The following is a 23,611-nucleotide window of genomic DNA, read 5'->3' as shown; positions in this document are numbered from 1 at the left end:
CTCTATTATCTAAATAATCTTCTTCAATGCTTCAACGGCACCCATAGGAAGACCTATCTCTGCTCCAAAACTCTCTCTTGGGTTGATACGTATCAAAGGAACATCAAATCTTCTGGCTATCTGTTCAGACGTATTTCTGACCGTTGGTACAGCAGTTCCTGCCCCTAGCTCTACGATAGCAAGCTTTACCCCCTCCTTTTCCAAAGAGTCCATCCAACGACTTAGTCTCTCTCTTTGTCCATCGGTACGTGCATACTCCCAACCAAAATCCCCGAACATCAAAATATTCGGGCGTGCCATAGCCCCACAGAAAGGACAGGAAGGTAAAGGTTCTTTGGCTTTAAACCCCTCTTCTATCTCTATAAAAGTATCATTCGCACTCCAAAGCATGCCTTGACAATTATCGATACACTGCATATGGTGAATGGAACCGTGACACTCCATGATCTGCTCCTCTTTGAAACCAGATTTTTGAAACTGTCCATCTACATTTGAGGTAAAAATATGAGCTCCATATTTTTTAGTATTAGATAGTTCCAAAAGCTTTCTAAAGCCCTCATTAGGTACTGTATCACGGTAAAGGTGTAATCTATGACCATAAAAAGCCCAAGCCAACCGAGGGTCAGACTCAAACCACTCCGGATTAGCCATCTCTTCAAAATGAAGCCCCAACTCTTTGGCCTTTGGATAGGCATTCCAAAAGCCCTCCACTCCTCTAAAGTCAGGCAATCCACTGTCCACACCCATCCCTGCACCTGCAGTGATAAAAAGTGCATCTGATTCTTCCAGTAATTGTTTTGCTTTTTGTAGGTTTTCTGTAATATTCATGGGGAAGATTATAGCATATAATCCCACCTACCTATCAAAAAACCTTCCTACTGAAATAAAGCAAAAATAAGAGATAATGGTTGTATGCATGTTGCCTCAGGAGTGTCATATGACAGTCAATCTTTTTCTGAAAACAAGTATGATCTGGTTGATCATAGCTTTCATGGCGATCATCAACGGTATCTTTAGAGAAAATGTTTTAGTTGGCATGATTGGTCCAAATATGGCAGTGCCGGTGAGTGGTATCACACTCTCCATGATCGTATTGATCGTTACCTATGTCTCTTTTCCACTATTTGGAAAACATCATGCTCTTACCTACTTTGTTATTGGACTTCAATGGGTTTTAATGACACTCCTGTTTGAATTCATCTTTGGCTATTATGTGATGGGGAAATCATGGTCTGATATCTCAGAGGTCTTTCATATTATGAGAGGAAACCTCTTTATCATTGTACTGGCAGTAAGTTTGATCTCACCACTTTTAATGGCCAAGGTGAAACGTATACTGTAATTTTACAATACCCCTACTTCAATCGTAAATAATACCAGCATTTGAATTTCCATTACACACTCATTACATTGTAGTATTGTATATTTATACGATTTCTGGATACAGTGTCCAAATAAAACAAGCAAGTGCTTACTTGGTCTACTAAAAATTGTTCCTATGCAAAAAAATAAAAGCTGACGGAAAGGATAGACAAATGAATAATACAGATACAAAAAATGCTATTGAGATCTTAAACAGGATAATGGAGGTCGAATTAGCCGGGGTTGTACGTTATACCCATTACTCTTTAATGGTTTATGGCTACAATAGGTTACCTATAGTTGATTGGATGAAAAGTAATGCGCAAGAAGGTTTAACTCATGCACATAGGGCTGGTGAACTTGTAACGCTTTTGGGTGGTCATCCATCACTCAGTATTGGAAAGTTACTTGAAACAGCGAAGCATGACATTGGAGATATACTCCGAGAAAGCCTGGAGCATGAAAAAACAGCTCTTGATGCCTACTACGAATTATTGAAACTAACAGAAGGTGGTACTTCCGTGTTATTGGAAGAATACGCCAGAGAAATGATCGTAGAAGAGGAGATGCATCTTGATAGTGTGAATAAGATGTTAAGGCATCCTGGAGATGTAGAGGCATTTAAAACCTAACGAAGCTCTACCTGTCCATCTTACTGGGATGTTTTGTGTTCCTCTATTACATATGCAGACGAGGAGAATATTTTTAAAAATGAATAGAGATTCAGTGAAAAAAGAACTTATTTTAGAATCTGAGATCACATGTTCTAAATGTGGTTATAAAAAAATAGAAACCATGCCAACAGATGCGTGTCAATGGTTTTATGAGTGTGAGAATTGCGGTGCAATTCTTAAGCCTAAAAAGTGTGATTGCTGTGTCTTTTGTTCATACGGTTCAGTCCCCTGTCCTCCCATGCAGAAAGATTCAGATTCTTGTTGTCAATCATAGATAGAAGGAATAAAAATAGCAAGTTGTAGATCTGACACGGAAATCAATCATCGTTTAGAAGGCAAGGTATTAAAAATCCTCTTGAGTATCAATGCCTTTATGTTTATGGCTGAGATTACACTTGGCATCTTGAGTGAGTCAACTGCCCTCATAGCAGATTCTCTTGATATGTTGGCTGATGCAACAGTCTATGGTATAGCGCTGTATGCAGTTGGAAAATCACCGCTTGTAAAAATAAAAGCCGCACATTTAAGCGGTATTTTTCAAGTAATATTGGGAGTATTGGTTTTTGCAGATGTTATACGCCGATTGATTTATGGAAGTGAACCAGAGTCACTCCTGATGATTTTTGTTGGGATGGCAGCTCTAGTAGCAAACATTATTTGTTTGATCCTGATTTCAAAATACAAAAAAGGTGAGGTTCATATGCGTGCCAGTTGGATATTTTCAAAAAATGATGTGATTGCTAATGTAGGTATTATTATTGGTGGTGGATTTGTATATCTTTTAGAGACAAGATTACCAGATCTGATTGTTGGTATGATTATTTCAATCATAGTCATTCGTGGTGGTATAGATATTATCAAGGATGCATATCATGAAAAACGTGTACATACAGAGAGTTGCATCTAATCATCTGTCCATTTTGATACACAAAAAATGTATGTATATATTGAGCCTGTAAAAGTCAGTAGATCAACGGTACAAACACAAATCCGTAAAACTCTTCTTTTTCAATCTTTGTTTCTGAAGTCTTTGTAAATTTAAAAATAGACTCTCCTATAGGTATCACCAGGATACCACCTATTTTTAATTGTAAAAAAAGTTCTTCCGGAGTTTCATCAGCTGAAGCAGAGACCAGTATCCTGTCAAACTGTTTTCCCGGCAGGCCAAGCGTATCTCCTGCCCTTTCTATGTGACAATGACTATTAAAACCAAACTTGGAAAGGTTTTCTCTTCCTTGCTCCACCAATATACTGATCCTTTCAAGCCCGATCACACTGCCTTTATTTCCTACCATATAACAAAGAAGTGCTGTGGTCCATCCTGACCCCGAACCAATGTCCAACACCGTGTTCCCATCCTGGGGGTCAAGACGTTCCAACATGAAGGCTACTGTGGAAGGTTGGGATATGGTTTGGTAATCTCCTATGGGCAGAGGCATATCTGCGTAGGCTTCATCTTCATATTCTTCAGGTACAAAGTATTTTCTATCGATCGTTCTAAAGGCATCAATGATCAGTGGACTTTTCAACATATTCGAGGAGATCATACTATCCACGAGTCTATCCATCTTCTTCATCTACTGCTCCACAAATGCTGCACTCATATACCCTACAACCTGTGATTCATCTCCGCTGGCATCCGCACTCGTACGATAATCCAACAGCACAGATCTCAACCCGTTCTTTTTTGCTGCAAGCAACATCGCCTCTACACCGATCTTACCACAGGCTTCACATCCTTCATGCAATTCAGCAGTGCTCAGTTTCTCCACCGCATCCAAACAGATACTGTCAAGTGCATTGGCTTTTTTGATATCATAATAGTGGCTTAAGTCCGTACTGATCACGACTGCAGTCTCAGGATCATCCAGAAGATACTCGATGACCTCTGCCAGCTTTTGTGGTGATTCATCACCATAGACCAACTCGACCACGGACACATCCGGTGTATAGGTTTTGACAAAAGGGACCTGTACTTCTGTACTGTGCTCATGGTGGGCTTCAGGTACAAATCCTATATCAAACCGTTCTTTCAGATCTAATACCAATGGTTTATCGATGAGCAATGCACCAAGAGGTGTATGATAGGTATCAAATTCAGAAATACTTGTTCCAGTGAGGTAAACCCTATGACTAGGACCGATGATCACCACACGTTTGACATCTGAATTTGACAACAGTCTTAATGCGATATTCGCAGTAAAACCACTGTAGACATATCCTGCATGCGGTACAATGACCGCTCTTGGTTTAAGGTGTAGCACACTATCCTTCTCTTTGAGATGCTCATCAATAATTTGATTATAATGTTCCAGCATGGAGTGTATCTCATCCGGGCTGGATGGGTAAAACTGTCCGGCTACCGAAGCTTCTCGTGTACTCATGACCATACTCCTTCTATCGCTCTATGACACTTCGGACAGTGCCCATTCTCCAAGTTATTCACTGTTACATCATAGCCTGAACGGTCTATGAGTAACGTTCCACATTGCGGACAGTGTGTATCAGCATGCACCGGTACATTCCCTAGATAAATATAATAAAGTCCTGCTTTTTCACCTATCTTTTTTGCACGCATCAGTGTGTCTATTTTTGTTCTCTCATGATCCATCATTTTATAATCAGGATGGAACGCACTTAAATGCCATGGCACATGTTTACCAAGGTCATTGGCGATGTACGATGCCATCTCTTCCAAGTCTTTATCACTGTCGTTCTCACCCTCGATAAGCAGTGTCGTGATCTCGACCCATATCCCAGCATCTATCATTCTTTTAAGTGTGTCTTTCACCTCATCGAGCCCGCCTTTGAGTACCTTTCTATAGTAGGCATCATCCCAGCTTTTAAGATCGATGTTTGCAGCATCCACCCAGCTTGCCATATCTGCTATGACCTCTGGTGATTCAAAGCCGTTAGAGACAAAAAGGTTTTTAAGCCCTTTTGCTTTCGCAATCACACCGATATCTTTGGCATAAGGGTAGAAGATCGTGGGTTCATTGTAAGTGTAGGCAATGGATTCTGCACCATGTGAGATGGCCAATTCGACCATTTCTTCAGGACTTACATTGATGGATTCATTGACTTTTTTCTCCTGGGAGATATCCCAATTTTGACAGAACGGACATTTGAAGTTACATCCAACTGTCCCAAAGGAGAGTGCTGTACTGCCTGGTAGTACATGATTCAGCGGTTTTTTTTCTACAGGATCCACATGGACTGCAACAGGATGGCCATATACAAGCGTTTCAAGCTCTCCTCCTACGTTTTTGTTGATTCCGCAGATACCGACCTGTCCCTCTTTCAGTTTACAGGAGTGGCGACAGAGCAGACAGATGATCCTGTCTTTACCCTCTTCTTTTGTGTAGTATTTCATATCTTTGTTAGATGTCATGTTGACTCCTTTAATGAGCCAGCTTCGTAACTAAAGTTGACTCAACTATACTTAATCATATCACAGGCTATTATAAATGTCAATAAATTTTTCATATACTTAATTTCTTAGAGAAGCTTTCTTTATAAAATAGTTCAAAATGATCTTTTGACAGTGGTTTTGAGAAATAATACCCCTGAAACATATCACAGCCATTTTCCAATAGAAATAAAAATTGTTCTTGTGTCTCTATACCTTCTGCTACCGTTTTAAGATCATATATTTTCGCCAGGGAAAGAATCGTAGTAATCATCAGTTCATCCGATTTGCGCTCACCTAAATGGATCACAAATGAACGGTCTATTTTCAACTCTTCTATAGGCATTTCACGTAGCGCACTGAGCGAGGAGTATCCTGTACCAAAGTCATCCATGGAAAATGAAAAATCCAACTGCTTTAGTTTATTGATGATGACACTGATTCTATAAACATCTTCGATGAGGATCGTCTCTGTCACTTCAAAAATGATCTTTTTTCTTGTATCTTCATTGAGATACTTGTCAGACAGCCGCTTCACCTCATCTAAAAAAGTACTATGAAAAAATTGTCTCACACTGATATTGATCGAGAACTGTTTTAGGTCTAAGCCCATGATCTCCCATGCCTGAAGTGTTTTAAAAGCCTCTTCAATAATATAATTTCCCAGTTCAATGATCAGCCCTGTCTTTTCCGAGATCGAAACAAATTCAAACGGAGAGATAAGTCCAAGATCTGGACTGTTCCATCGGACAAGTACTTCACAACCAATGATCTTCTGATCCCTGTTAAACTGTGGCTGGTAGCGCAGTTCAATTTCATTATGTTCCAAAGCAAAATAAAGTTTTCGTTCGATCTCCAGACGATATTCAACCTCTTTGGCCAATTCATCATTGAATAAAATGATCCCATCACGCCCCTGTGCTTTTGCCTGATACATCGCGATATCTGCTTCTTTTATGAATTGTCTGGCTTCTTTTGATGAACCGCCCAGATTATTGACTCCGATACTTGCACTAATATAGAGATGATGACGATCCACCACATAGGTCTCTTTCAAAACCCCCAACAATTCCACAGAAAAACTGTAAGCACTCTCCTGACAAGTTCCATCACCATATAATGTATCACTTATGATTGCAAATTCATCTCCTCCAAGACGGGCGATCGTATGCGTATCTTCACAATACTCTCTAATACGTTTTGAAACTTCCTGAAGTACTTTATCTCCCAATTCATGCCCCAGTGAATCGTTGATCGTTTTGAAATGATCAAGATCGATAAGCAAAAGATAGGCACATTTTTTGGAAGCGTGAATTCTCTTGATCATATAATCCATATAATTGATAAAATAACGGCTGTTATATAAACCTGTCAATGCATCATGCTGTGCCTGATAATAGGCTTTTTGGATCAGGTTATAACTATTGTCTGATGCGTAGATCAATACACCCAAAAAAATAAGAGAGAAGAGAGAAAGCACATCACCATAGAACTCTCCGATCAAGAGAGAATAGACGATCAAAGGTAAAATGAGGATCAATAAAATAGGATAAAAAAGTTTTCTTTCTGAAAAGAGTAATATGGATGCTACGATAGAGATACCTACTTGCGTACAAACAGCGATATAATGAAGTTTACTCTCTATCTCTTCTGAATAGACAAGAAAATCAAGGGTCCATAAGCCGAAGATGATATAAAAAAAGAGTGTCAGTTTTCTATACCAATGTTTCAGCTCCTCTTTATCCATCTCTTCAAATTCAAAATCTCTATAAAGCTTCCATCCCCATACTGATACCAGTATGACCAAACCATTCACGATTAAAGCTGGCATCAGGACCCCCTTCATCCAGCCCAATCCAAGGTATGCAAAACCGGGTATAAAAGAGAATCCTATTGTCAGTAAGATCTGTTTTCGTAAAAAGCCATAGAATTTTTGTTTCTGCATAATGATTATTGTATAACTATCTTTTATAACATAAGATTAAAACCGACCTACAAATCTATCATATAGACTATACACACGTAAATACAGTAGAAATATCTTCCTCTTATACTTGACGTTTTTTACGACTCATAATTAAGTCTACTGTGACTATAATTCGAAAAAAAAGACCATTATGATAAAAACTCTTTTTGATAAGAACCATAATACTGCTATACTCCTGGCCGGTATACTCGCTATCGTCGTAGGTGTAGGTGTGGCAAGGTTTGCTTTTACTTCACTTCTTCCTTCTATGCTTGAAGACTTCTTGTCACTTACCTATGCCGGTGTCTTGGCATCCTTTAACTTTGCAGGCTATCTGGCCGGTGCTCTCTTTTCTATCTTTATCAAAGATATCAACACAAAAGTAAAGTATTTTCGCATCGGCATGGTACTCAGTATCCTTACAACACTGGTGCTGGCAACTACTACCAATGAAACATTGTGGCTTATCTCAAGGATTATCGCTGGTTTTGGTTCAGCCATGGTCCTTATCGTGGGTGGTGCCATCGTCATGGTAAAACTGAATTTTGAGAATAAAACAAAGGCTATGGGCATCCACTTCAGCGGTATTGGCTTTGCTATAGTTATATCTGAACTTTTCAGCCAGTATGTGCTGCAAAATGGCACATGGAGTGATGCCTGGCTGGCTTTATCTCTGTTTGCTTTTATTATCACTTTTTATACACTTTATATTCTCTCTTTTGATAAAGTGGTCAAAAAGGAAGCAGTAAAACATCCTCTCTCAAAGTCTATATTCTCACCCTATGTCATACTGCTTATCTTGGCCTATTTCACAGAAGGTGTCGGTTTTGTTGTGCAGGGTACTTTTTTACCGGACATCATTAATTCTCTTGAAGGATTGGAGGGGTATGGAAATCTCGGTTGGCTTATCGTGGGTATTGCAGGTATCCCCTCTTCTATCCTTTGGATGAGATGGGCACATCACTATGGAAGTGTCAATGTCATCATCATCGCGATGGCACTTCAGATCATAGGTATTCTCATACCCGCATGGAGTACCAACATCATACTCAACCTGCTCAGCGGTGCACTATACGGCAGTACTTTCATAGGCCTTGTAGCACTGTTTCTGAATCTCGGCGGTCAACTGGCCGGGAAAAATCCGGTAGTACTTATGGGATCCATGACTGCTGCTTACGGCATCGGTCAAGTCGGTGCACCGCTTTACAGTGTTGCTCTTATCAATCATTTTGGAAACTATAATTCTACACTCTATGTCACAGCATTCATCGTGTTTTTAGGTATAGTGTTTTTAGCGTACGCAAAGAGAATCAACAAACTAAAATAAACCTCTCTACAATTTTGCTATAATAAAAAAAAGGGGCTTATATGAAATACTTCATCTCTCTGCTTTTTATTGCATTCTCTTTACACGCTAACGAAGCCCAAGCCATCATCAAAAAACTTGAAAAAAATCTCCGTGGTGACTACATGTACTCCACTATGAGTATGATCGTTACCTCTAAGCGTGGCAAACGCACGGTAAAGATAGAGAGCTGGTCTGAGGGGAACGACAAGAGCTTTATCAAAATACTCTACCCTAAAAAAGACAAAGGCATCACCTTTTTAAAGATCGACAATCAAATGTGGCAGTATATTCCCAAGATAGAACGTACCATCAAGATACCACCATCTATGATGCTGCAAAGCTGGATGGGAAGTGACTTCACCAATGATGATATGGTCAAAGAGAGCTCTTTGGAAGAGGACTACAGCGCCTCTCTTCTCTCAAAGAAAGGTGATTTTGCTACCTTGGAACTGATACCAAAACCCAATGCCGCAGTAGTTTGGGGAAAGATCGTCATTGATGTCGATCTCAAAAATGCTGTCCCAATCAAAGAGATATTTTACGATGACATGATGAAAAAAGTAAGGATAATGACCTTCTCCAAAATAGAAGCACATGGTTCACACACGATCCCTATGGTCATGGAACTCCAGCCTCTAGATCCGGACAAAAAGAAAAACCGTACGAAGGTGATCTTTGAAAAGGTCAACTTTGATACCAAAATAGATCCTTCGTATTTTACAAAACAAGCTTTGAAACGCTATTCAAGGTAAAAGGTAGGACCGTGCTTTTTTCACTCGCTTTTAGAAATATTGTAAAATCCAAAGGCAGAAGTATCACCACACTGCTTTTGAGCACCTTCAGTACGATTCTTTTCATCTCTTATGTTGCACTGATGGATGGTTCACACCATCAGATCATTAAAAGTTCGGTGGAGATCTATACCGGGTATGCACATGTGAATCTTGACGGGTATAGAGATGAAGGCGGTTACGATCATCTCATAGAAGATGCAGATCACATTGATACTATTCTCAAAAATGACCCTTCCATCAAACACTATAGTCCAAGGTTTGAGACCTATGCGCTACTCTCAAGAGAGATAAAGACCATAGGAAGTTTGATCGGAGGGATCATTCCTTCCCGGGAAAAAACACTGAGTAAACTGAACGATTCTCTTATCAAAGGTGCTTATCTCGATGATAATGATACCAATGCCATCTACATCGGCTCTTCACTTGCAGAGCGTTTGGATGCAGAGGTAGGCAGCGAGATAGCCATGGTGGGATCTTCCGTCGATTACTCCATCGCTGCAGACCTTTTTACTGTGAAAGGGATCTTTAAAACAGGCCTTTTCGAATTTGATTCCCAGTCCGCTTTTGTCAACAAATCCTATCTGGACACCCTGATGATGAGTCAAAATATAGCCAGTTATTTTACCCTCTGCTTCCATGATAATGACAAGATAGATATAATGACCACAAAACTTCAAAATGTACTCCCTTCAGGGTATGAATCGGTCAATTGGAAAACACTTCTTACTGCACTGGTACAGGCGATGCTGGTGGATTCTATTTTCGGGTATATCTCCATCTCCATCTTCTTTATCGTGATCTTTTTTGTGATCATGATATTTTCTTATGTCAGTATCTATACGCGTGCCAGAGAAATAGGACTGTTACGTGCTTTGGGACTGACATCCAAAGATATCTTTGGCATGCTTTTTATTGAGATCCTGATACTTGCTACGATCAGCATCATTCTGGGTACCCTTATCGGTGCATCCATCGCCTACTACTTTGAACTTCATCCTATCGTAATATCGGGTATCGCTGAGACCTATAAAGAGTATGGTGTGGTCAGTGATGAGATATCTATGAACTTTGATCTCTTTACTATCTCATGGAATGCACTGACGATCTTTATACTCAATCTGGCAGCCATTATCTACCCGATCTTCAAGGTCAACAAACTCACGGCAATGGAGGCGATGAGATATGTCTAAATATCCACTGAGTACCGTGCTGGCCTGGCTGAGTATTTGGAGACGTAAAACCCGTTCTTTGATGGTGATCATGATGATCGCACTGAGTCTGACTGGTCTGCTTGGACTCCAGGGACTCTATGATGGTATGATCCTCCATTTGATCAATACGACCATCCGCAGTGATTCAGGAGAGATATCTCTCTACAACAAAAAGTATAGACTGAATAAAACACTGGAGTACAGACTCACGCCTATTTCAAACTATATAGAGGCTTTTTCCAAGATAGAAGCTATAGACGCTTACTCCGTGCGTTTGGAAAAAGAAGGTCTCATCGCTACCGCACATAAGTCTCTTGGGGCAGTCCTCAAAGGCATCTCTCTTTCAAATGAACAGAATTTCGGAGAACTTAATGATTTTATCACCCAAGGGGAGTACAGTTTTGGTGAAAAGAATCAAAAGGCATTGATCGGTTCAGCACTGGCTAAAAAACTCAATCTTAACATAGGAAGCCGTGTGATCTTCACCGCGCAAGATGCAACAGGTGAGATCAATGCTATCTCTTTTCGTATTAGCGGTATTCTCAAGACCGGTAACCCTACTATCGATGATCAGGCTGTATTTATCTCTATGGAAAAGATGTCCACATTTCTCGATGTGCATCAAAGTGCTACTCAGATAGCGTTGCGGGTGAAAGATTCTGAGCATATCCTTATGGTACAACAAGAGCTGAAAAAACGTTTTCCTGCCATAGATGTACTTCGCTGGGATGAACTCTACCCTTTACTGATACAGATGCAGGAGTGGATGAATATCTTCAATTTGGCCTCTTATGCCATTGTCTTTATCGTCGCTGCACTGGGAATTTTTGGTGTAATGCTTGTCTCTGTTCTAGAAAGAATGCGCGAATTCAGTATTATGCTTGCCATAGGAACCCCTTACAGAACCGTCAGAAACCAGATCATTATGGAAGCCTCTTTTCTCGGTCTGATCGGTTATATCGCAGGGGCTTTGGGAGGATGGATCTTCCTTTTGTATATGTCAACTGCAGGTGTGGATATGCGTGCTTTTGAAGCAGGATTGGAACTCTATGGCTACAGTGCAGTCATGTATGCCAATATGCATCTTTACTATTTCTTTCAAGCATTCTTTGCTGTATTTTTTGCTACCCTGCTCTCAGTGATCTGGCCTCTGCGTAAACTGAAAAAGATAAAACCTATACAAGTTATACAAGGAAAAATGTTATGAAACTCAACCATGTCTACAAAACATTCTACCCTGATACCCCCAAAGAGGTCAAAGCCCTGACCGATATCAATCTTACCTTTGAAAAGGGTGAGTTCACTACACTGAGTGGTGAGTCAGGTTCAGGAAAGACCACCCTTTTGAATATCATAGGTGGACTTGACTCTGCCACAAGCGGAGAGATATTTTTTGAAGGAGAAGAGATATCGGCTTATAGTGAAGAGAAGATGGCAAAACTGAGACTGCATGATATCGGTTTTATCTTTCAGGCCTACAATCTCATCCATGTACTCAATGTGAGAGAAAACATAGGGTTCATTATGAAACTGCTCAAGTTTGATCAAAAAGAGATCGATGCACGTATCATGGAACTGGCTTCTATATTGCAGATCGAAGACCTTCTTGACAAACTGCCCGGTGAAATAAGCGGTGGACAGCAGCAGCGTGTGGCTGTAGCACGTGCAGTTGCTTCACGTCCCAAACTGATACTCGCTGATGAACCCACAGCAAACCTTGATTCAAAGAACAGTGAACGTCTGATGAATATGCTGCGAACACTCAATGAAAAAGAGCATGTGACGGTCATCTTTGCTTCCCATGACAAGTATGTACTGGAACAGTCCAAACGTATCATAGTTCTGGATGACGGAGTTGTCGTTGAAGATCGTTAACTCTCTAGCCCTGCTCTGTTTGACCGTGCCGATCATGGCCATAGAGCATGACCTTACCATAGAGAACACCAACTATACGATCTCAAAGATACCCTATACCCAACAGGAAAGAACACTGTACAATTACAACAGGCTAAGGTTGACCGATAACATTACAGAGAGAAACTGGTTTGCCCATATCATCGCAGATATAGATAACTATTACGGAGAAACCTATATAGATAGCTTTGAATACGGGTTTTTTCGCTCTATCCAAGCAGATACCCCCTTTGATATAGAGACACATAGCAAAAACTATGGGAATGGCGAAGTATTTGGACGGCTGCACCGTTTTTCTATCGGTTACGCAGATGAAAAACATAATATACTCTTCGGTCTACAAAAGATCACGATGGGTGTGGGACGCATATGGACACCTACCGATCTTTTTAACCCTAGAAATCCTCTTGCACTGGAACCTGACCAGATCTATGGTAACTTTTCTCTCTCCTATACCTATGCACTGGGAACACTCAGCCAGATGATGGGAGTGGTAGCTAAACGTCATGATGGTAGTTACAAATATGCAGGAAGGATCAAAGGGAATACCAAGATCGGGGATGTCGCACTGGATCTCTTTTCAAGTAATGATGCCCAAATGATCGCCTATGAGATAGAAGGTAATCTTTTTGATACTGGTATAGAATGGCGAAGTGAAGGCGGGTACTACAAAGATAAACTGCTAGATAGATCCTTTTATCAAACCATATTGGGTGTAGACTATGGTTTTGTCAATGGACTGACCGTCATGGCCGAGTGGCTGCACTCTACCAAAACCTATACAGCTGATGAAATACTCAACTTCCAGAAAAGCAGCCTGGGTTATAACCGTCATCTCTCTTCAGACTATATAGGAGCCTCTGCCTATTATGACTTCAACCTACTTTATAGCGGTACACTGAGTATGATACACAGTCCAGAAGACCAAAGTAGTTTCATCTCCCCTCTTCTCACTTACAGTCTCAGTGACGATGCTTCCGTATCAATAGGTGCAATGCTTTATAGAGGAACAGAAGAGAGTGAATTCGGTAGTGTAGAGAACAGCTATTATCTGCGTTTCAGAGTGACCTATTGATCCTTTACCACCTATTTTTTAAGCACTTTTCAGTGTTTTTATCTAAGCTTCAGGCTTCTTGTATCCTTCAGTAAATATAGGGTTTTTAGAGCTTCCAAAAGCCAAAAGCTAAGGTATGCCTATACTATATCAGCTATAATCTGAAAATAATCGACGAAAAGACATACTTAAAGGATAAAAAAATGTACCCAGGAAAGATAAGAAAAGGCTTCTCAATGAAAATTAGCGGGGTCCATCTTACGCGTCCAGAGTTGCATAATCTCGCGGCGGAACTAGGTATTGGAACCAGAGATGTACTTATAAAAGACGGCATACTTACGATTTACAACACCTCTAATGTATGCCAGGAAATTATAGATGATAATGCTTTGGTCTCTTTTGTTTCAATGGTACTGAGTATCCCTGCTGAAGATATCAGTGAGTTAAAAGAAGTGGTAGAAGAACCCGTAAAGTTAGAGTTTGATTTCGATGATGACGACGAGGATGATTTTTAGACTCTTCGACATGAAGCATTGTTTGATGCACTGAAGTGTAAAGGTGCATTCACACTAGCTGAACATGCAGCAAAGGATAATGAATGAGTATCACTATGATGTGTTACTCGTCATCCTCTTCATCTTTGGCTATCTCTGCACGTATTTGATCCATATCAAGTCCCTTCACGTGGGTGATGAGTTTATCAAAGGCTTCTTCAGGGAGCATACCTGCTTGATTGAGCAAGATGATACCATCTCTGCTGACCATCAGTGTTGGAATCGAACGGATACCGTACTGCGCCGATATCGCAGGTTGTTCCTCAGTATTGACCTTGGCAAAGGTAATATCAGGATACTTTTCTGCTACCCTTTCAAAAATTGGGGCGAACTGCTTACAAGGCCCACACCATTCTGCCCAAAAATCGATAATGACTATTTCATTATTGTCCAGTGTTTCATTAAAATTTTGCGTTGTTAAATCTATATATGCCATAGTCTTTCCTTTATATGAGGATGGAGTATAGCATAGCGATCATATCTGTTCTCTTAATATTATAACTTGGATAATGAATGTTTATGTTATCTCTCCCACTCTTCCCAATGCCCTCATCATTTGCCTACTAAAATCAGCTTTTTATACACATTGAATGCTGTTTTAGAAGAGCGGCAAGATAAATAGATACAGTTCAAATCTCTCTATCCATCGATCTACACACTCCTTTTATTTGTATCCCTGTAGCGTACAACATACTTTTCAAGCTCTACAAGGAAGAGTACAGAAGATGCAACCAACACTATACGCAACCATATGGTAAAGTCGATCGCAGTGCTGCCGAACAGAGACTGCATTGGTCCAAGATAGGTAAAGCCAAGCTGCAGTATGACCAGTATAGCAATAGCGATCAGTACATAACGGTTTCCAGATAAACCTTCCCAGTTCAAAACCGAGCCTGTGATATAACGGGAGTTGAACAGATAAAAGATCTCAAACATGATCAGAGTGTTTACCGCTACAGTTTGTGCATGCGCAATACTAGCACCCTGTTCCATTTCCCAAATAAAAAGCCCAAATGTACCACCCATCAAGATCATTGAAACATAAGCAATACGCCAAATAAGATACCCTGTAAGTATAGGCTCATGTGCATCACGCGGGGGTCTTTGCATAACATTTTGCTCAGGTGGTTCAAAGGCCAGTGACAGCGCTAATGTCACAGCTGTTACCATATTTACCCAAAGGATCTGCACCGGGATAAGAGGCATCTGATGAAAGCCAAATGCAATAGCAGCCAGAATGATCAATGCCTCACCGCCATTGGTCGGAAGAATAAAAAGTATGGCCTTTTTGAGATTATCATAGACTGTACGACCCTCTTCTACCGCATGAATGATGGAAGCAAAATTATCATCTGCAAGTACCATTTCAGATGCTTCTTTTGCGGCTTCTGTACCATTATGCCCCATCGCAGTACCTACATCAGCACGTTTGAGTGCAGGTGCATCGTTCACCCCGTCACCTGTCATTGCTACTATCAGACCATGCTCCTGTAATGATCGTACCAGACAAAGTTTATGTTCAGGGTTCACACGTGCATAGATATCAACGTCCAGCACGCGTTGACGTAGCTCTTCCTCACTCATGGATTCAAGTTCTGTGCCTGTCAGCACATCATCGGTATTCACAAGTTTCAGTTGTTTGGCGATGGCACGTGCAGTGGCACCATGATCACCTGTGATCATTTTCACTCTGATCCCTGCCTTGTTACAGACCTGCACCGCTTCAATCGCTTCTTCACGAGGTGGATCGATCAAACCAAGCATACCCAGCATGATCAGACCTCCCTCTAGATCACTGAATGCAAGTTCCTCCTGTTTAGGCTTTGCCGGCTTGGAAGCAAGGGCCAATACACGCTGTCCATGCCCTGCAAGCTCTTCAATACGCTCCAGCCAGTAATGCTTATCCAAAGGTTGGTCACCATCGAGACTTCTCTGATAGGTACACATCTCCAATATCTGCTCTGGGGCACCCTTGAGAAAAATAAAAGTATCACCAGCATGGTCATGGTGGAGTGTCGCCATAAAACGATGTTCTGATTCAAAAGGGATAAGATCGGTACGAGGGTACTCTTTGGCTTCCATCTCCATATCCAGTCCTGCCTTTAAAGCAGCTATCAGAAGGGCTCCCTCCATCGGATCACCATGTACAAACCATTCACCATTCTTTTGTTCCAATGATGCATCATTGCAAAGCATTGCAGCCCGGGCTACTTCCTCTAAAAGTGGTCTCTCTTCTGCCAGAACAGCTCTGCCAGATAAAGAGATCTCTCCATGTGGGTCATAGCCTGTTCCGCTGAGTTGAAACAGATCTTTGGCCGTCGCGATCGTAGAGACGGTCATTTCATTACGGGTTAAGGTACCTGTTTTATCCGAACAGATCACGGTAACCGCCCCGAGTGTTTCAACCGCCGGTAATTTACGGATGATCGCATGACGTTTTGCCATTCGCTGTACACCAATAGCAAGCGTAATGGTCATGATGGCAGGCAGTCCTTCCGGGATAGCGGCGACTGCCAGACTGACTGCAGCAAGAAACATTTCAGACGCAGCATAATCCCTGACCCATAAGCCAAAGGCAAAGGTGATCAGAGAAATACCCAAAATAGCGATTGTAAGCCAACGGCCGAACTGGGCCATTTGGCGAAGTAGAGGCGTCGTCACTGCTTCCACCTCCGATACCAGGCTGCTGATACGGCCTATTTGTGTATGTGCACCCGTGCCTATAACGATGCCGCTGCCTTGACCGTGTGTGACAATGGTGCCCGAGTACGCCATGCAACTCCGATCGCCTATCACACTCTCTTTTCCTACAGGATCTGTCATTTTCTCTACCGCTATCGACTCACCTGTCAAGGCCGACTCCTGAATTTGAAGTCCCTTGACGCGAAAAAGTCTCAAGTCTGCTGGTACCTTATCACCAGATTGCAAAGTTACGATATCTCCTGGCACCAGATCTTCTGCCTGTATCGTTCCCTGTCGGCCATTACGTATCACGATTGCATGAGGAGAAAGCATCTGTTGTATGGATCTCAAAGCATCCTCTGCTTTACCCTCCTGTATGAATCCGATTAATGCGTTAAGAAGTACGACAGCAAAGATCACACCGGCATCGACCCAATGCTCCAATATAGCAGTCACTATACCTGCAGCAAGCAGCACGTAGATCAATATATTATGAAATTGATAGATAAAGCGTAAAAATGCACTGCGTGTCTGTACTACAGGAAGCTGATTTGGCCCATACGATTCAAGTCTCTTCTCTACCTCTTCTTGATCAAGGCCATCTGTAGATGTTTCAAGTAATGTGAAGACAGAATTTGTACTTTTAGTGTGCCAATCTTCTGATATCAAAACCGACGTATCTACTTGGTTCTTCATGGTTGCACCTTTCTAGACAGTTGTTAGGTTTCCTTAGTGATCAGCCAATATGTGATCCCCAAAGCCAAGACAACCGCTGCTGTGCTAAGTACAAAAAAAGGTGTGATCTCTTTGAAATCAAAAATAATCACTTTACGTGAAATTGCCATGAGTGCAGTTGCAACAACCAGTCTAACGGGTATCACATTGGTTTTGAGATAAAGTGTAATGTTTATAAAGATCTCTATAGCGATCAGAACGGCAAGAAAGGCACCAAAAGTCGCTAGAATATCACTGATATTTAACAGCAGATATGGCGGGGATGCTAGACGCTGATACAAAACATAAATGACATCACCTATACCCCAGACAATAACCAAAACCATCAAAGTCGCCAGCACTTTTACTGCCATACGTATGATCTTGTGAAGAAAATCTATAAAGGGGTCTTCTACCTTATCCGTCAATTCATGACCAATGTCTACAAAAGTATCCTTTTTGTTTTCATTATCCATCTGCTTATCCTATAGTTCATCATGATAATGCTATCTGCCTTGTACTTTATTGATAGAACAAGGCACCTCTTAGATATTATAACACAAATATATATGATAGAATAATCTCAGGTTAAACGTAGACTCTAAACTGTTTATTAAGCAGAAATCTATCAAAAATATCTTCTATGAAAACCTTATATATGCATCATACCAAAAGTAATCACCATCACCCCTATACTCAATAGATAAAAAAGGGCCATAATCATGCCTACTTTTTTTCCTCCCAAAGCAAAAACAATACCCAGTTTTACGATAGAGTTTACAACCGTTGCAATCATGATCCCGTACATGGCTGTAAGTTCGGATATCTTCACTGTTGCAATCTGGGATAAAGAGAGTGTAATGGCATCTACATCCGTTAATCCCGATAAAAAGGAGATGATATAGACACCTGAATCTCCAAATTCTGACTGAAAGATATAGATCGAACCGAAAATAATTCCAAACAGCAAACCTAACTTCAGTGCCTGTGAGAGTTCAAGAGGATTGGTGGTCACAGCTATATGTTCTACTTTATAGACCTTTTCATGTTTATAAAGATACGAAACAAATACCAATCCCACTATGGTGCCTGAAATATAGGGGAGTGCCAGTGACTTAGCGAGATCAGAATTGAAAACGGCAGTTTCAGCAAGTACCCTTAGATACATAATCGTTGAAGCAATGGCCATCCCACCGGCAAAGTTTTTCAGATATGTTTTCTCCAATGCATAGAGTTTTGAAAGGCTGATGGAGACAGCGGTTGACGATACAAGACCTCCAAATATACCCGTCATATATACCCCTCTTTTATTTCCAAGTATCTTAATGGCTATGTAACCGATAAAAGAGATACCGGCTATCAGAACGACCATCAGCCATGTTTTATAGGGGTTGAACACACCAAAAGGATCGACCATTTCATTGGGGAGCAGAGGCAGGACAACAAAGGTCATGACCAAAAAAAGCGTGGCGGATTTGATATCGGTCTGTGTGATCTCCTGTTCTACCTTAGCAAGTGTACTTTTGATCTCCAGTATCAGCAACATGATCACCGCTATGAATACAGCATAATCTTCCAATGAGAGATACATCATCATCCCCAGAATATACGTCACAAATGCAGCGATCTCAGTCGTTGTACCATGTGAATCACTCTTAACTGTTTTATAGACATAGGTAGCTAAGATCAATGATCCAAATAAAAAAAGTGATACATGCAGAAAATATGGTATAAATGTCTGCATCCATGCACTCAAATACCCTAAAAGAGCGATCAGTGTAAATGTTCTTGTACCTGCAGATCTAATATGTTCTTTACTATGTTCACGCATTTCACGTTGTAAACCTATCATAAAGCCTATGATAAGGGTAATAGCAATTTTTCTTATGATATCTATTTCCATTTGGTCCACCTGATCCATTTATAAAGCTCTGTCAAAATAAATATTGGTAATGAGACTAACACTATAATACCCCAATCTTCCCAACTCATAGCAGTCGTATGCAATGCACTTTGTAAAAACGGCACATAGACGGCACATGCCTGCAGTCCCAAAGTGAGTGCGATAGCCAATAGAAGCCACTTGTTTGTGAAAAAACCTATGACATTGATAGGCTCACGTAGTGAACGAAAATTCAGCACGATCATCTTCTCAAGAATAATGATCCCCGTAAATGCTATGGTCTGTGCAAGCACCATGCCATTTTGAGGATCTTTTGCAAGATAGTAATGAAAAAGCCAAAGCGTTACCAATCCTACATAAGTCCCTAACACAGCAATCATAATAGTGCCACCACGGTCAAGGATAGGTTCATCTACCTCTCTTGGCGGTCGCTTCATAATACCTTTTTCTGCCGGTTCCACACCCAGAGCAATCGCTGTCATACCATCGGTGATAAGATTCATCCACAATATCTGTACAGGGATAAGGACCAGTGGTCCGCCCAATAAAATATTTAAAAAGATGACGATGACCTCACCACTGTTGGATGCCATAAGGTACTGCACGAATTTTTTAATATTATCATACTCCCGTCGTCCCTCTTTTACTGCATTAATAATAGATGCAAAGTTATCATCCACTAATACAATATCAGAAGCGCTTTTAGCGACATCCGTACCTTTTTTCCCCATAGCTATACCAATATCTGCTTCTTTCAGTGCCGGAGCATCATTCACCCCATCACCAGTCATTGCGACCACTTCATCTCTCGCTTTAAGGGTATTTACAATTCTGAGTTTATCTTCGGGCCTTGCTCTTGCGAATAATACCTTTTCCTGTAATACCGTACCTAATGTATCATTATCCATTTGAGAAAGTTCACTTGATGTTATCGCTCTGTCTACTTCCAGACCGATCGTGTGGGCAATAGAGAGTGCTGTATCCGCATTATCCCCAGTGATCATAATAATATCGATACCAGCTGTTTTAGCCATATGAATAGCTTCAGGAACTTCTTCATGCGGTGGATCTATGATCCCTACAAAACCAAGTAAAACCAATGAGTTCTCAACACTCTCTTCTAAAAGTGTTGTATCAACAGGAAGTCTCCTAAAAGCAATGGCAAGTGTTCGTAGTCCATTGGTAGCCATCTTTTTATACGCTGATTCAATCTCTTTTTTATAGGATTCTTCCAAAGGAAGTACCTTCCCATCTTTGAACACCTGAGTACTTCTTTCAAGGATGACTTCCGGAGCACCTTTGACATAGGCTGTCAAAGTATCTTTTTCATGTACAATAACGCTCATACGTTTCCGGCTGGAGTTAAAAGAAAATTCGCTTACTCTAGTATCATTCTCATCATCATAAAGACCTGCTTTGTAGGCGGAAACAACCAAGGATGCTTCTGTAGGTTCACCGATCACTTCCCAATCTGCATTGTTTTTTTGTACTTTGGCATGATTACATATCAAAGCACTTTTTAACAGCATCATCAAGTCTGTATGGCTCTTATGATCGATCTTCTCCCCTGCTACTTCAAAATGACCCTTAGGTTCATAGCCACTTCCGGTTACTTCGATCTCTCCGGAGAGAAGCCAGATCTTTTTTACAGTCATCTGGTTTTGCGTCAATGTTCCAGTCTTATCTGTACATATCGTGGTTGCTGCACCAAGTGTTTCTGCAGCCTGCAAGCGTCTCAAAAGTGCTTTTTGCTTTGCCATAGCCTTGATACCAAGTGCCAGTGTGATCGTCACAACTGCAGGAAGTCCTTCAGGTACCACAGCAACAGCCAATGCGACCCCCGTCAGAAACATCTCAAAAAGATCTTTGCCAAGAAGCCATCCGATCAAAGCAACAAGTATAGAAATAGCTACAGAATAGATCCCCAGTTTTTTACCCAATACAGCAAGTTTCTTTTGTAGAGGTGTTTTGACTGTATCGACACTCTGCGTCATACGTGCAATTTTTCCAAACTGGGTTTGCATACCAGTCTCAACCACTATCCCCGTTCCTCTTCCATTCACCACTGCTGTACCCATCCAGGCCATATCAGACTGTTCTGAAAGAGGAGTATCTTTATCTACCGTATCCACTTTTTTAAAGACTGAGGCGGATTCACCTGTCAGGGAAGACTCATCCACTTTTAGGTTAAAACTTTGAATAAGCCTCAGATCTGCAGGTACCCTGTCACCTATCTCCAATAAGACAATATCTCCGGGAACAAGCATTTTGGCATCAATGATCTGCTCTTTGGATGCACGAAGTACCTTGCACTTTGGATGCAACATCTTTCTTAATACTTCAATGGCATTTTCGGCCTTGAACTCCTGAACAAATCCGAGAATACCGTTAAGTACAATGATTACTAAAATAGTGACAGCATCACCCAATTCACCAATGGCCAAAGAGATCGCTGCTGCAACTATGAGTATAAGGATAAGTACATTCGTAAACTGACGTAGAAATACTTGATACCAGGGAGATTTTTCTATACGAACAAGTTCATTCGGTCCATATACTTCAACCCTATGTTTCGCTTCCTCTTCACTTAATCCGGTTTGTATATCACTGTTTAAAGCACTGAGGAGATCATTTATATCTTTTGTCTGCCATTGAACACTATTTTTCATGGTAAACCTCGTCACCCCAAAAACGTATCAAGAGTGAAAAGATGATGGGTACCGTTATCGCAGTAAAAGAGGATGCAGCGACCAGTGCCGTAAAGAGTTTTATATCGATGATCGCTGCACTAAAAAGTAACTGTGCAACGATGATCTCTGTTGTCAGTCTAGCATCAAGACCTACTCCTACTATTATCGCCTCTTTTAGACACATTTTTTTCATTGGTACCATGAGCAAAACACCAAATAGCTTGCCAAATGTACCTGCAAGATAGAGTATGATAGCTAAAAGCGGCTCCTGCAGGAATCCTTCCATATCAGCATTAAACCCGACCCAAAAGAAGAAGATTACACCAAAAAAACCATAACTTAAGGTCTGTGTTGTTTTAGCAAGCAATTCACCCTTCTGTTCTTCATGTTCAAAAAGAGGACGCATAATAATCCCTGCAGTAATAGCACCTACAACCATCCCCAGTTCGACATACTCTCCAAAACCGCCAAAACCAAATAAAATGATCAATGAGAAGATCATCAGAGCACTTAAATTTTTTGGTTCCCACTTTTGCAGAATCCTAGGCATCCATTGATATAAAATCCAAGAAAGTAAAATAAATGTCATAATACCGGCAAACAGCCCTAATACCCCTCCATGACTTTGGCCTGTTCTTGCTCCTATCCAGATAGAAACGATACCAACTAATATCACTTCAATCACATCATCAAGGACTCCCGCACCGATAATAAACGTACCGATACGTGTTTTGAGCATTTTATACTCATCTAAGATAGGCACGATAACGGCTTCAGCCGTTGGCATACGTGTCAAACCTATTACCAATGCGATCGCCCATCCATAATCATATAAAAGCATAGCCATCACACCAAAGATAAAAGGAATGATCGTATTGAACAATGTAAGCCATGCTATATCCGAACTTGATTTCTTCATCTCAGTCAAATCTATCTGTAAGCCTATATAGAAAAGTAGAAAAAGAACACCAAGATCAGAAAGAAAGGAAAAAGTACTTTCAAAATCAGGATTACCGTGGATCAATGTAGAAAAAGAGGTATAACTAAGCGCAATTCCAACAAATAGTGCGGCAAGTATACTGGGTATACGAAATCTTGAAAGTAAAAAAGCAAGTGCATAAGTGAAAGCAAATACCAAGGCAAAAGTTAAAAGAAGTTCTCCCAACTCTAATTCATTCATACCTATTCCACCTTTCGAGCAGTTTATTAAATCTTACCATAAAACAAAATAAGTGCAAAATATAATTAAAACAATAAAATCAAATTGAAGGCTTAAATATTTCATAGAGATATTTTAGGGATACACGCTACAATATAAGAATGACCGATACAAGTC

At 40.8% G+C, this 23,611-nt stretch carries 22 protein-coding genes; 11 read left to right on the top strand and 11 right to left on the bottom strand.

Going from position 1 to position 23,611, the window contains the following annotated elements:
- Positions 1–9: 9 nt before the first annotated feature.
- The gene (locus SULAR_RS02120) at positions 10–828 is read right to left on the bottom strand and encodes a Sir2 family NAD-dependent protein deacetylase (protein ID WP_008242519.1); all 819 of its coding nucleotides are present in this window, start codon (positions 826–828) and stop codon (positions 10–12) included.
- A 109-nt stretch (positions 829–937) separates the two neighbouring features.
- Between SULAR_RS02120 and SULAR_RS02115 the strand changes: the two genes are divergently transcribed.
- The 4 genes from SULAR_RS02115 (at position 938) to SULAR_RS02105 (ending at position 2,943) form a co-directional block, all read left to right on the top strand.
- Positions 938–1,342, top strand: a complete 405-nt coding sequence (locus SULAR_RS02115; protein WP_008242517.1) for a hypothetical protein — start codon at positions 938–940, stop codon at positions 1,340–1,342.
- A gap of 193 nt (positions 1,343–1,535) precedes the next feature.
- On the top strand, positions 1,536–1,994 hold the full coding sequence (locus SULAR_RS02110; RefSeq protein WP_008242516.1) for a bacterioferritin: 459 nt from the start codon (positions 1,536–1,538) through the stop codon (positions 1,992–1,994).
- 79 nt (positions 1,995–2,073) lie between these two features.
- A complete protein-coding gene (locus SULAR_RS11440; RefSeq protein WP_081501818.1) occupies positions 2,074–2,310 on the top strand; it encodes a GDCCVxC domain-containing (seleno)protein in 237 nt (78 codons plus the stop codon).
- An 81-nt stretch (positions 2,311–2,391) separates the two neighbouring features.
- Complete coding sequence (locus SULAR_RS02105) at positions 2,392–2,943, top strand: cation transporter (protein WP_008242513.1); 552 nt, start codon at positions 2,392–2,394, stop codon at positions 2,941–2,943.
- Between the two features lie 55 nt (positions 2,944–2,998).
- On the opposite strand, the gene SULAR_RS02100 is transcribed toward SULAR_RS02105, so the two are convergent.
- The 4 genes from SULAR_RS02100 to SULAR_RS02085 all read right to left on the bottom strand — a co-directional run bounded on the left by SULAR_RS02100 (position 2,999) and on the right by SULAR_RS02085 (position 7,276).
- Complete coding sequence (locus SULAR_RS02100; protein WP_008242511.1) at positions 2,999–3,613, bottom strand: protein-L-isoaspartate O-methyltransferase; 615 nt, start codon at positions 3,611–3,613, stop codon at positions 2,999–3,001.
- The gene (amrB, locus tag SULAR_RS02095; RefSeq protein ID WP_008242500.1) at positions 3,614–4,420 is read right to left on the bottom strand and encodes an AmmeMemoRadiSam system protein B; all 807 of its coding nucleotides are present in this window, start codon (positions 4,418–4,420) and stop codon (positions 3,614–3,616) included.
- Positions 4,417–5,427 carry an AmmeMemoRadiSam system radical SAM enzyme gene (gene amrS / locus SULAR_RS02090; RefSeq protein WP_008242499.1) on the bottom strand — a complete coding sequence of 337 codons (1,011 nt, stop codon included), beginning with the start codon at positions 5,425–5,427 and terminating at the stop codon, positions 4,417–4,419. The genes amrB and amrS overlap by 4 nt, the downstream gene beginning before the upstream one ends.
- Positions 5,428–5,518: 91 nt before the next feature.
- A complete protein-coding gene (locus SULAR_RS02085; protein ID WP_238536346.1) occupies positions 5,519–7,276 on the bottom strand; it encodes a bifunctional diguanylate cyclase/phosphodiesterase in 1,758 nt (585 codons plus the stop codon).
- Positions 7,277–7,562: 286 nt separating this feature from the next.
- Between SULAR_RS02085 and SULAR_RS02080 the strand changes: the two genes are divergently transcribed.
- The 7 genes from SULAR_RS02080 (at position 7,563) to SULAR_RS02050 (ending at position 14,247) form a co-directional block, all read left to right on the top strand.
- The gene (locus tag SULAR_RS02080; protein ID WP_008242497.1) at positions 7,563–8,738 is read left to right on the top strand and encodes a YbfB/YjiJ family MFS transporter; all 1,176 of its coding nucleotides are present in this window, start codon (positions 7,563–7,565) and stop codon (positions 8,736–8,738) included.
- Between the two features lie 41 nt (positions 8,739–8,779).
- The gene (locus SULAR_RS02075; RefSeq protein ID WP_008242496.1) at positions 8,780–9,511 is read left to right on the top strand and encodes an outer membrane lipoprotein-sorting protein; all 732 of its coding nucleotides are present in this window, start codon (positions 8,780–8,782) and stop codon (positions 9,509–9,511) included.
- A gap of 11 nt (positions 9,512–9,522) precedes the next feature.
- Positions 9,523–10,743, top strand: a complete 1,221-nt coding sequence (locus SULAR_RS02070) for an ABC transporter permease (protein WP_008242495.1) — start codon at positions 9,523–9,525, stop codon at positions 10,741–10,743.
- The gene (locus SULAR_RS02065; RefSeq protein ID WP_008242494.1) at positions 10,736–11,971 is read left to right on the top strand and encodes an ABC transporter permease; all 1,236 of its coding nucleotides are present in this window, start codon (positions 10,736–10,738) and stop codon (positions 11,969–11,971) included. Before SULAR_RS02070 ends, SULAR_RS02065 begins: the two co-directional genes overlap by 8 nt.
- Positions 11,968–12,639 (top strand): ABC transporter ATP-binding protein, encoded by a 672-nt coding sequence (locus SULAR_RS02060; RefSeq protein ID WP_008242492.1) that lies wholly within the window; start codon positions 11,968–11,970, stop codon positions 12,637–12,639. The genes SULAR_RS02065 and SULAR_RS02060 overlap by 4 nt, the downstream gene beginning before the upstream one ends.
- Entirely contained in the window at positions 12,626–13,753 is a 1,128-nt protein-coding gene (locus SULAR_RS02055; RefSeq protein WP_008242490.1) for a hypothetical protein, read from the top strand. Before SULAR_RS02060 ends, SULAR_RS02055 begins: the two co-directional genes overlap by 14 nt.
- Before the next feature lie 215 nt (positions 13,754–13,968).
- Positions 13,969–14,247, top strand: coding sequence for a hypothetical protein (locus SULAR_RS02050; protein WP_155993680.1), 279 nt, complete (start codon positions 13,969–13,971; stop codon positions 14,245–14,247).
- Positions 14,248–14,350: 103 nt separating this feature from the next.
- On the opposite strand, the gene trxA is transcribed toward SULAR_RS02050, so the two are convergent.
- From trxA to SULAR_RS11315, 6 genes are all read right to left on the bottom strand, one after another.
- Positions 14,351–14,722 carry a thioredoxin gene (gene trxA, locus SULAR_RS02045; protein WP_008242488.1) on the bottom strand — a complete coding sequence of 124 codons (372 nt, stop codon included), beginning with the start codon at positions 14,720–14,722 and terminating at the stop codon, positions 14,351–14,353.
- A gap of 215 nt (positions 14,723–14,937) precedes the next feature.
- Complete coding sequence (locus tag SULAR_RS02040) at positions 14,938–17,664, bottom strand: cation-transporting P-type ATPase (protein ID WP_008242487.1); 2,727 nt, start codon at positions 17,662–17,664, stop codon at positions 14,938–14,940.
- A gap of 23 nt (positions 17,665–17,687) precedes the next feature.
- Entirely contained in the window at positions 17,688–18,158 is a 471-nt protein-coding gene (locus SULAR_RS02035; RefSeq protein WP_008242486.1) for a phosphate-starvation-inducible PsiE family protein, read from the bottom strand.
- A 176-nt stretch (positions 18,159–18,334) separates the two neighbouring features.
- Positions 18,335–19,585, bottom strand: a complete 1,251-nt coding sequence (locus tag SULAR_RS02030) for an MgtC/SapB family protein (protein WP_008242478.1) — start codon at positions 19,583–19,585, stop codon at positions 18,335–18,337.
- A complete protein-coding gene (locus tag SULAR_RS02025) occupies positions 19,576–22,254 on the bottom strand; it encodes a calcium-translocating P-type ATPase, SERCA-type (protein ID WP_008242475.1) in 2,679 nt (892 codons plus the stop codon). Before SULAR_RS02025 ends, SULAR_RS02030 begins: the two co-directional genes overlap by 10 nt.
- Positions 22,244–23,455 carry a cation:proton antiporter gene (locus SULAR_RS11315; protein WP_008242473.1) on the bottom strand — a complete coding sequence of 404 codons (1,212 nt, stop codon included), beginning with the start codon at positions 23,453–23,455 and terminating at the stop codon, positions 22,244–22,246. Before SULAR_RS11315 ends, SULAR_RS02025 begins: the two co-directional genes overlap by 11 nt.
- Between the last annotated feature and the right edge of the window lie 156 nt (positions 23,456–23,611).

Origin of the sequence: Sulfurovum sp. AR (assembly GCF_000296775.1) — a bacterium.
In the GTDB taxonomy this organism is placed as follows: domain Bacteria; phylum Campylobacterota; class Campylobacteria; order Campylobacterales; family Sulfurovaceae; genus Sulfurovum; species Sulfurovum xiamenensis.
This window is presented reverse-complemented; position numbering and strand designations above follow the sequence as displayed.

Bases quoted from the DNA above. Each gene is read 5' to 3' on its own strand.
- SULAR_RS02120 (WP_008242519.1), bottom strand. From the start codon at position 828: ATGAATATTACAGAAAACCTACAAAAAGCAAAACAATTACTGGAAGAA.
- SULAR_RS02115 (WP_008242517.1), top strand. From the start codon at position 938: ATGACAGTCAATCTTTTTCTGAAAACAAGTATGATCTGGTTGATCATA.
- SULAR_RS02110 (WP_008242516.1), top strand. From the start codon at position 1,536: ATGAATAATACAGATACAAAAAATGCTATTGAGATCTTAAACAGGATA.
- SULAR_RS11440 (WP_081501818.1), top strand. From the start codon at position 2,074: ATGAATAGAGATTCAGTGAAAAAAGAACTTATTTTAGAATCTGAGATC.
- SULAR_RS02100 (WP_008242511.1), bottom strand. From the start codon at position 3,613: ATGAAGAAGATGGATAGACTCGTGGATAGTATGATCTCCTCGAATATG.
- amrB (WP_008242500.1), bottom strand. From the start codon at position 4,420: ATGAGTACACGAGAAGCTTCGGTAGCCGGACAGTTTTACCCATCCAGC.
- amrS (WP_008242499.1), bottom strand. From the start codon at position 5,427: ATGACATCTAACAAAGATATGAAATACTACACAAAAGAAGAGGGTAAA.
- SULAR_RS02085 (WP_238536346.1), bottom strand. From the start codon at position 7,276: ATGCCAGCTTTAATCGTGAATGGTTTGGTCATACTGGTATCAGTATGG.
- SULAR_RS02080 (WP_008242497.1), top strand. From the start codon at position 7,563: ATGATAAAAACTCTTTTTGATAAGAACCATAATACTGCTATACTCCTG.
- SULAR_RS02075 (WP_008242496.1), top strand. From the start codon at position 8,780: ATGAAATACTTCATCTCTCTGCTTTTTATTGCATTCTCTTTACACGCT.
- SULAR_RS02065 (WP_008242494.1), top strand. From the start codon at position 10,736: ATGTCTAAATATCCACTGAGTACCGTGCTGGCCTGGCTGAGTATTTGG.
- SULAR_RS02060 (WP_008242492.1), top strand. From the start codon at position 11,968: ATGAAACTCAACCATGTCTACAAAACATTCTACCCTGATACCCCCAAA.
- SULAR_RS02050 (WP_155993680.1), top strand. From the start codon at position 13,969: ATGAAAATTAGCGGGGTCCATCTTACGCGTCCAGAGTTGCATAATCTC.
- trxA (WP_008242488.1), bottom strand. From the start codon at position 14,722: ATGGCATATATAGATTTAACAACGCAAAATTTTAATGAAACACTGGAC.
- SULAR_RS02040 (WP_008242487.1), bottom strand. From the start codon at position 17,664: ATGAAGAACCAAGTAGATACGTCGGTTTTGATATCAGAAGATTGGCAC.
- SULAR_RS02035 (WP_008242486.1), bottom strand. From the start codon at position 18,158: ATGGATAATGAAAACAAAAAGGATACTTTTGTAGACATTGGTCATGAA.
- SULAR_RS02030 (WP_008242478.1), bottom strand. From the start codon at position 19,585: ATGGAAATAGATATCATAAGAAAAATTGCTATTACCCTTATCATAGGC.
- SULAR_RS02025 (WP_008242475.1), bottom strand. From the start codon at position 22,254: ATGAAAAATAGTGTTCAATGGCAGACAAAAGATATAAATGATCTCCTC.
- SULAR_RS11315 (WP_008242473.1), bottom strand. From the start codon at position 23,455: ATGAATGAATTAGAGTTGGGAGAACTTCTTTTAACTTTTGCCTTGGTA.